The organism is Nocardia sp. NPDC057440, from assembly GCF_042802915.1.
Lineage (GTDB): Bacteria > Actinomycetota > Actinomycetes > Mycobacteriales > Mycobacteriaceae > Nocardia.
The window spans coordinates 252,150-258,415 of record NZ_JBHVDF010000004.1; the positions used below are offsets into that span (position 1 = coordinate 252,150).

A 6,266-nucleotide genomic window follows, 5' to 3' on the forward strand; every position below is an offset into this window, starting at 1 on the left:
CGCCGCTCCGAGTGTCCCCCGGTGCCGCCGGGGGGCGGGGGGCGGGGGGAATCGCCCGCGCGGGGGGCGCCCCCCCCGCCGCCCCCCCCCCCCCCCCGGCTGCGTCACTTCGCCGACAAGGTGGCGAGTTCGCGTTCGACGAGTTCGTCGTGCTCCGCGGCTTCCGCGGCGGCCTTCTTCGGGCTCCAGTGTCCGGCCATCAGGAAGACGAACGGCAGGAACGCGATCTGTGCGATCAGGCAGATCCACCACCAGCGCTTCCACTGTGAGGGCGAATCGGCTTGCGCCTGCTGCACTTCTGTGGCGTGCTCGGCCAGGTAGGCCTGGTCTTCGGCGGGTATGGCGCCGACCGCTTTCAGCTTCGCGCTCGCCTGCTCGAGTTGCGGGCCGACCTTCGCGGCCACGGCGAGTTCGGCGGGTGGAATCTGCTGGACGGCGGTGAGGCGGGCAATCGCCTGGTCCGGCGGAATACCGAACTTCTTGGCCACCTGCCCGACCGCCGCGAGTCCGGCGTTCGCATCGGTGGGGTTGGTCGCGAGCGCCGCTAATGTGGCGGGATCGACCGCCTGCACGGTCGCGACTTCCTGTGGGTATTTCATGCTCAGTCCGAAGGCCGCCTGAATCTCGGCCGCTGTGGCGCCGGTGAGCTTCGTCATCGCCGTGAGCTGTGCGGCCTGATCGTTGGGGTTGGTTTTCAGCGCCGCAAGGGTTTCCGGTCCGACCTGCTGAATGGTCGCCAGCTCCGGGCCGAATCGGTGCTGGATTTCTTGGAGCCTGGGGCCGTAATTGACCAGCGGGCCCGCCGCGTTCACCACGATGAGCAAGCCGAACAGGACGACGGTGACGACGCTGCGCAGGGTACCGCCCCAGACCGCGAGTCCGACGGCGGTCGCGGCCGGGTTCCGGTCCTCGACCGTCTCGGTGAAGCTGGCCATCCAGGTGGAGTAGGCGATGCCCGTGCCGACCGCGATGACCACGAAAACCGTTGCGAACGCGTAGTAGCCGGTGTCGGGTTTGTCGGTGTAGCCGATGAAAACGAACATGCCGACGATGCTGATGAGCCCGCCGACGATCATGAACGGCTTGCGCACCTTGAGTTTGTCCGACGCGATTCCGGCGAGCACCAGCGCGATCGCGTTGGCGGTCCAGTACCAGTTGCCGAGCGCGTTGGCCTTGGCCGGACTGAAGCCGAAGTTCGTGGCCATGTAGACCGGTAGGAACGACACGATGGTGTAGAAGAAGGCCAGGAACAGGCTGATCCCGAGGGCCGACCCCACGATATTGAGGCGCAACATCTGCCGCCACTGCCCCTGCTCCAGCTCGCTGACATCGATGCCGCGGGCGCGTGCCTCGATCAGCGCCCGGTCGCGCAGTGACACCATGATCTGGTCGCGCAGTTGTGGACTCAGCTCACGCAATCCGATCACCGCGATCACGGCGATGACGAGACTGATCGCGCCGCAGAGTCGGTAGTGGAACTGCCAGTCCGGATGCGCGTCCAGGGTCCGGGTGGAGATCTGGGTGGTGACCAGGGCGCCGATCACGGGTCCGAGCGTCCAGAAACCCATCGCGGATGCGCGGTCGAGCTGTGGCGAGAAGTCGCGGATCAGCGCCGGTGTCGCCACGAGGACAGCGCCCTCGACGATGCTCACCAGGATGTAGACGACGAGGTATGCCTCTTTCGAGGTCGTCGCGGGTACCGCGAACAGCGTCAGCAGCGAGCAGATCACCACGCCGTAGGCGACGATATTCGCCCGCCCCCACCGATCGAGCACACCCGCGAGCACCGAGGCGACCGCGCCGAATGCGGCGCCGATAATGAAGATCCACACGAAGTAGGCAAAAGAGAGATCGAAGTACGCGATGAGCTCATTGCCCACCGCGCCGGTGACGAACAATTGGTAATACAAAGCGATCGAGGTGATGACCACCACGGCCAGGTACCAGGAACGGGCGGGCGTATCGGGATAATGCGGTAGTTTGCGCTGCCACAACCCGGTGATCAGGGTCGGCGGAGGCGTAGTCGTGGTCGAACTCATGGTCGATATGCCTTTCTGGCCACGGCATTTCGCAGGAGACTGAACCATCCGCAGTTCAGGACGAGTAGCCGGGTGGAAACAATGTAGCGACCGGCCGTGATTTGTATCACTGTTCTCGAAACAACTGCTTGTTTTGGTTGTTGTCGCCGGGCATTCGGTGCCGGGGTCGACAAGGTTCGATTCCGGAGGTCTGCACAGCGAATCGTGCAGAATGGGTGCCGATTGGTTCATCGGCGCGAGCGTGACCCCGAAGGTTACTGCGGGCGATTTCGCGCTGGCTGGGTTCCGTCTTCGGGGATTTCGTCTTCGGGTGGGATCCGCCGAAGCTGTCCGTGGACGACGACGTAGCCGTTCAAGGGGTACGCCATGTCTTCGGCGGTGGGGCGGTCGGGGAGGGCTCGGGGCGGGTCCATCGCCTGCTCGAATCGGTGGATGTCGATAGAGGGGGCGGCTGGTGCGCCGGTGTCGGTGTGGGGGAAGAGGTACCGGGCGCCCTCGCGGACGGTCGTGTGGATGTCGCCTGTCGGTGCGGTCCACTGCAGGCGCTCCAGGTCCGCGCGCCAGACCGTCCAGGGGAGTTTCTCGTTGTCCGCCAATGTCTTCAGGCGATGGTGGCGACCGCAGAGCACGGCGAGGTTGGTGCGTACCGTCGGCCCGCCGCCGGATGGTCGCTCGCGGTCGACGGGATGGTTGTGGTCCAGCTCGGATTCGGCGGCAGGCATCGCGCAACCGGGGAAGCGGCACAGTCCGTCCACCGCACGGACTTCGCGTTCCAGCTGGGGCATGGGCCGCCACTGCGCCGCCTGCTCTGCGGTGGCCGGGTCGTCGACATCCGACTGTTCCGGAATCACTTGGAAGCGAGCATGTTCGGCCAGTAATCGCGCCAGCGCCGCATCGATGGGCCCATAGCCGGCCAGGAACGCGGGCGACTCCTGAATCCCGAGCAGGGTATCGGCGGGGATGCCTATCTGAATAAGTGGACGGCGCGGCTGCTCGATCGGCACGCCATCCTTGGGGCAGCGCGCACCGCGCCCACACTGACACCGCAACTGCCCGGACCCATCGGCCAGCGCGACGAGCGCGTCGGCACGCCGCTGCGGCATCGTCCGCGGATCCGACGCGCACACCTGCATGCTCATTTCCCGCAGCCGCATCGCCACCGTCTGGGCCCCTGGTGCGGGCAGCAGTCCGTCGAAAACTGCCATGCTGTCCTGGACCGCGCGCAGCCGGACATCGCGTTCTTCCTGTCGCCGCTCTCGCCGCCGCCGCGTACCACCGGGATCGAGCCGAGCCGCCCAGCGCCGCGCCGCCTGCCGCAGCCGCAGCGGATTGGTCCGCCCCGCCGCCTCCAGCAATCGCGGCTCCAAATCCGCCACCGCCTCCCGCGCCACCGCGCGCGTGTTGTCGACGATCACCCGCACCTTCGCCAGATCGATCCGCCCCGCCGCGAACGCCGCCCGCGTGCGCGGCAGCGCATCCTCCAGCACCATGCCGATATCGATCAGCGCCGCCGTCGTCGCCTCGTCGACCTGCAACGCCACCGCCGCCTCCGTCGCCGCGAACTCCCCGCCCCGCGCCCCACCCGGCCCCGGATCCGCCCAGTCCGCACGCCGCCGCCGATACAGCTCCCGCACGGCGAACACCTCCGCCGCCTGCGCGGCCGCAGCCGCCCCGTGTGCCGTCCGAAGGGCGTCGATAAGCCCCTCGTCACTAATGGCACTGAAGTCCACCGCTGAGAGATCATCGCTATCGAACATATGTTCGATTCTACGACCACTCAACCCTCTCCGTCACCCCCCGAATCAAGGCGATTTGGTTGCTGACGCGCGGGTGGTGTAACTTCGTTCAGGCAGTCAGGGAAACCTGAGGGCAATAACCAGGGGCTATGGCGCAGCTGGTAGCGCACCACACTGGCAGTGTGGGGGTCAGGGGTTCGAGTCCCCTTAGCTCCACAGAAATAGCAGGTCAGGCCCGGTCTAAGACCGGGCCTGACCTGTTTTTTGTGTCTGGCCCCGCGTTTACCCCCCGTTTTGGTCCTAGATCCTGTTTACCGAAATCGATGTGGTCGCGTGGGCAGCTGTGTTCACCGAGACCGGACCGGCGGATTCGATAGCAATCGTCCTGCCCAACCGTCTTGGATGCCGCGTGGCTGCGATGGAGCTGTCGATTGTCGTCGAGGGACGGTCGTGCCACGGTTGATCGCGCTGGACACGGCAGTCGACCTGGGTGGTGCCAATCCGATTTACGAATGCAGACTCACCCATTCCAACGATGTGCGCCCAGCCAATGGCAGCGCCCTGGTCGAACTGCGGCGCCCCTGTCTCCCCGTTGTGCACGCCGCCCGCAGCGCAAGTCGAAGGGGTAGGTTGCTGCGTCGGCTGTGGCCTCGTTCTCGCTAGTCGAGGAAGTAGGCGTCGACTTTCTCATCGGAATCCAGGATCTCGTCCGATGCCATGCCGAGTTCCGCCGCTAGCTCGACCGATCCGATGAGCGCGACCTGCACGTCAGGCGAGAAGGCTCGTTCGAGCAGCCCGAGATAGTCCGACATGCTCTGGTCCAGCTTTTCCAATGTGGCCTGGTACTCCGCGGCGAGGTGCTCGTCGAGTGTGCGCTGCTCGTCGAGGTAACGCATGCGAACCGTTCCGACATGCCCTTGACCTGTTGGAGCATGTCGACAGCTCGACGCTTGGCCGCTGGGCTCAGAATTTTCCCTTGGCGATCTCCCGCAGCTCCTTGAGCTCTTTCGCGCCGTCGGTGTCCACGCCTCCGTATTGGCGGCGCCAGTTGTAGAGTGTCGCGGCCGACACTCCCAGATCGGCGGCGATCTGCTCGCCCGTCTGACCCGCCGCTGCGAGCTCGTCGGCACGGCGCAGCTTCCGCACGATGTCCTCCGCGGAATGCCGCTTACGTCCTGACATGTCCTTCAGTGTCCCTTCCGGCCCTGACCAGGGCCAACAAGGACTCTAAAACCAGGCGGCCTCATTCACTGGGGACAGGCCACCACCAATATCGGCCTTGCCCAAGAAGCCGCCATTTGGTAATTCACGATCACCTTGATGCCATGGTATACAAACTGCTCAGCCTGCTGCGGTGTCCGCCCGTCGCCCATCGGCTCCGGCTTCCCCTTGGTGAGTGCCTCGTTGACTTGGGCGGGGGTCGGTCTATCCATGGTCGGATTTCCGTCGCCCGTATCCATTTATGAATTCCTCAATTTCGTCCTGAGTATATTCGCCATGCCGGAAGCCTGGGAGGTCAGGTATGTCGGCATCGTCGTCAACGAGTACACGCATGGCAATCATCTCGGTGAGTTTCATGCCGATTGCGGTGAGGGTAGGGACTTTGTCAAAGTGAGTAAGAACAACGGTGGCGGTCGCGGTGGCGGCAGCCAGACCCAAGAGCCTGTAAAATTTGCTGGCCGTGTAAGCAGTCCGGATGGCGTTGATTGTGTTGAGAACAAGGGCACCGACGGCGCCGCCGCTGATGGCAAGGCTGCCCCCGAAGCTGAATGCGGCCGCGATAATGCCAGCGGCGACAGCGATCCCCGCACTTACCACCAGGATGTTGATTTCGGACTCGAAGGTGCTGCGGGCTTCGGACGTGCCGGTATGGAATTCCGAGACTGGAGAGGCAAGATTCTGGGAGGCCAGCGTGACCTGACTGGCGCCGTCGCGCAATGTGGTCAGGTGGCCAAGGACCGGTTCCAGGTTCTTCTTGTCGACGACACCGTCGAACAAACCGATGATGGTAGTGATTTGACCTGCAGCGCCGGTGACGGTGGTGTGCTTGGAAAATTTGCTCCACTCGTCAGCGGCCTTGCCGAGCTTGGGAACGTCCCCATTGGGGAGGCATTCAATAGCCTGGCCTGCCGGACCCATTCCGTCTCCGACTGATTCAGAAGTCGGGCAATGCCATCGTCGAGAGAGAAGCCGGATCTGGCGCGCAGCAGCTCCCATTGCGGATCATCGCGTTGAGCACTGCCGACATCAGCTCGCGCAGATTTCCATCATCTCGCAGTTCATCCAGCGGGACGGACTTCAACACCATGCCGCCCCACAGCGTGTTCTCCGTCGCGTCGAACGCTGCCCGAACCTGCTCGTCGGTTGCCATCGGGAACAGCCCGTGTATGACCTCCTCCAGCCGATCCAGCACCGCAACCACGGCGGCGTGTACTTCGGGGCGGTGATAGAGGTTGCGGGCCAGTGCGAACTCGCCCATTCGGTCATTCCG

6 protein-coding genes and 1 tRNA gene are annotated in these 6,266 nt (G+C 64.6%); 1 reads left to right on the plus strand and 6 read right to left on the minus strand.

The features are described from left to right. Positions 1-104 precede the first annotated feature (104 nt). Together ACFU4Z_RS10240 and ACFU4Z_RS10245 are read right to left on the minus strand one after the other, a co-directional pair. On the minus strand, positions 105-2,039 hold the full coding sequence (locus ACFU4Z_RS10240) for an MFS transporter (RefSeq protein ID WP_379061144.1): 1,935 nt from the start codon (positions 2,037-2,039) through the stop codon (positions 105-107). 254 nt (positions 2,040-2,293) lie between these two features. Beyond that, a complete protein-coding gene (locus ACFU4Z_RS10245) occupies positions 2,294-3,796 on the minus strand; it encodes a DUF222 domain-containing protein (protein ID WP_379061146.1) in 1,503 nt (500 codons plus the stop codon). A gap of 122 nt (positions 3,797-3,918) precedes the next feature. Here ACFU4Z_RS10245 and ACFU4Z_RS10250 point away from each other — a divergent pair. Then, positions 3,919-3,991 (plus strand) — tRNA-Ala (locus tag ACFU4Z_RS10250). A gap of 443 nt (positions 3,992-4,434) precedes the next feature. Here ACFU4Z_RS10250 and ACFU4Z_RS10255 read toward each other — a convergent pair. The 4 genes from ACFU4Z_RS10255 to ACFU4Z_RS10270 all read right to left on the minus strand — a co-directional run bounded on the left by ACFU4Z_RS10255 (position 4,435) and on the right by ACFU4Z_RS10270 (position 6,254). Beyond that, positions 4,435-4,671: a hypothetical protein gene (locus ACFU4Z_RS10255; RefSeq protein ID WP_379061148.1), complete on the minus strand. Its 237-nt coding sequence runs from the start codon at positions 4,669-4,671 to the stop codon at positions 4,435-4,437. A 67-nt stretch (positions 4,672-4,738) separates the two neighbouring features. Next, positions 4,739-4,957, minus strand: coding sequence for a transposase (locus tag ACFU4Z_RS10260; protein ID WP_379061150.1), 219 nt, complete (start codon positions 4,955-4,957; stop codon positions 4,739-4,741). Positions 4,958-5,200: 243 nt separating this feature from the next. Then, positions 5,201-5,914, minus strand: a complete 714-nt coding sequence (locus ACFU4Z_RS10265; RefSeq protein ID WP_379061152.1) for a hypothetical protein — start codon at positions 5,912-5,914, stop codon at positions 5,201-5,203. 16 nt (positions 5,915-5,930) lie between these two features. Continuing rightward, positions 5,931-6,254, minus strand: a complete 324-nt coding sequence (locus ACFU4Z_RS10270) for a hypothetical protein (RefSeq protein ID WP_379061155.1) — start codon at positions 6,252-6,254, stop codon at positions 5,931-5,933. Between the last annotated feature and the right edge of the window lie 12 nt (positions 6,255-6,266).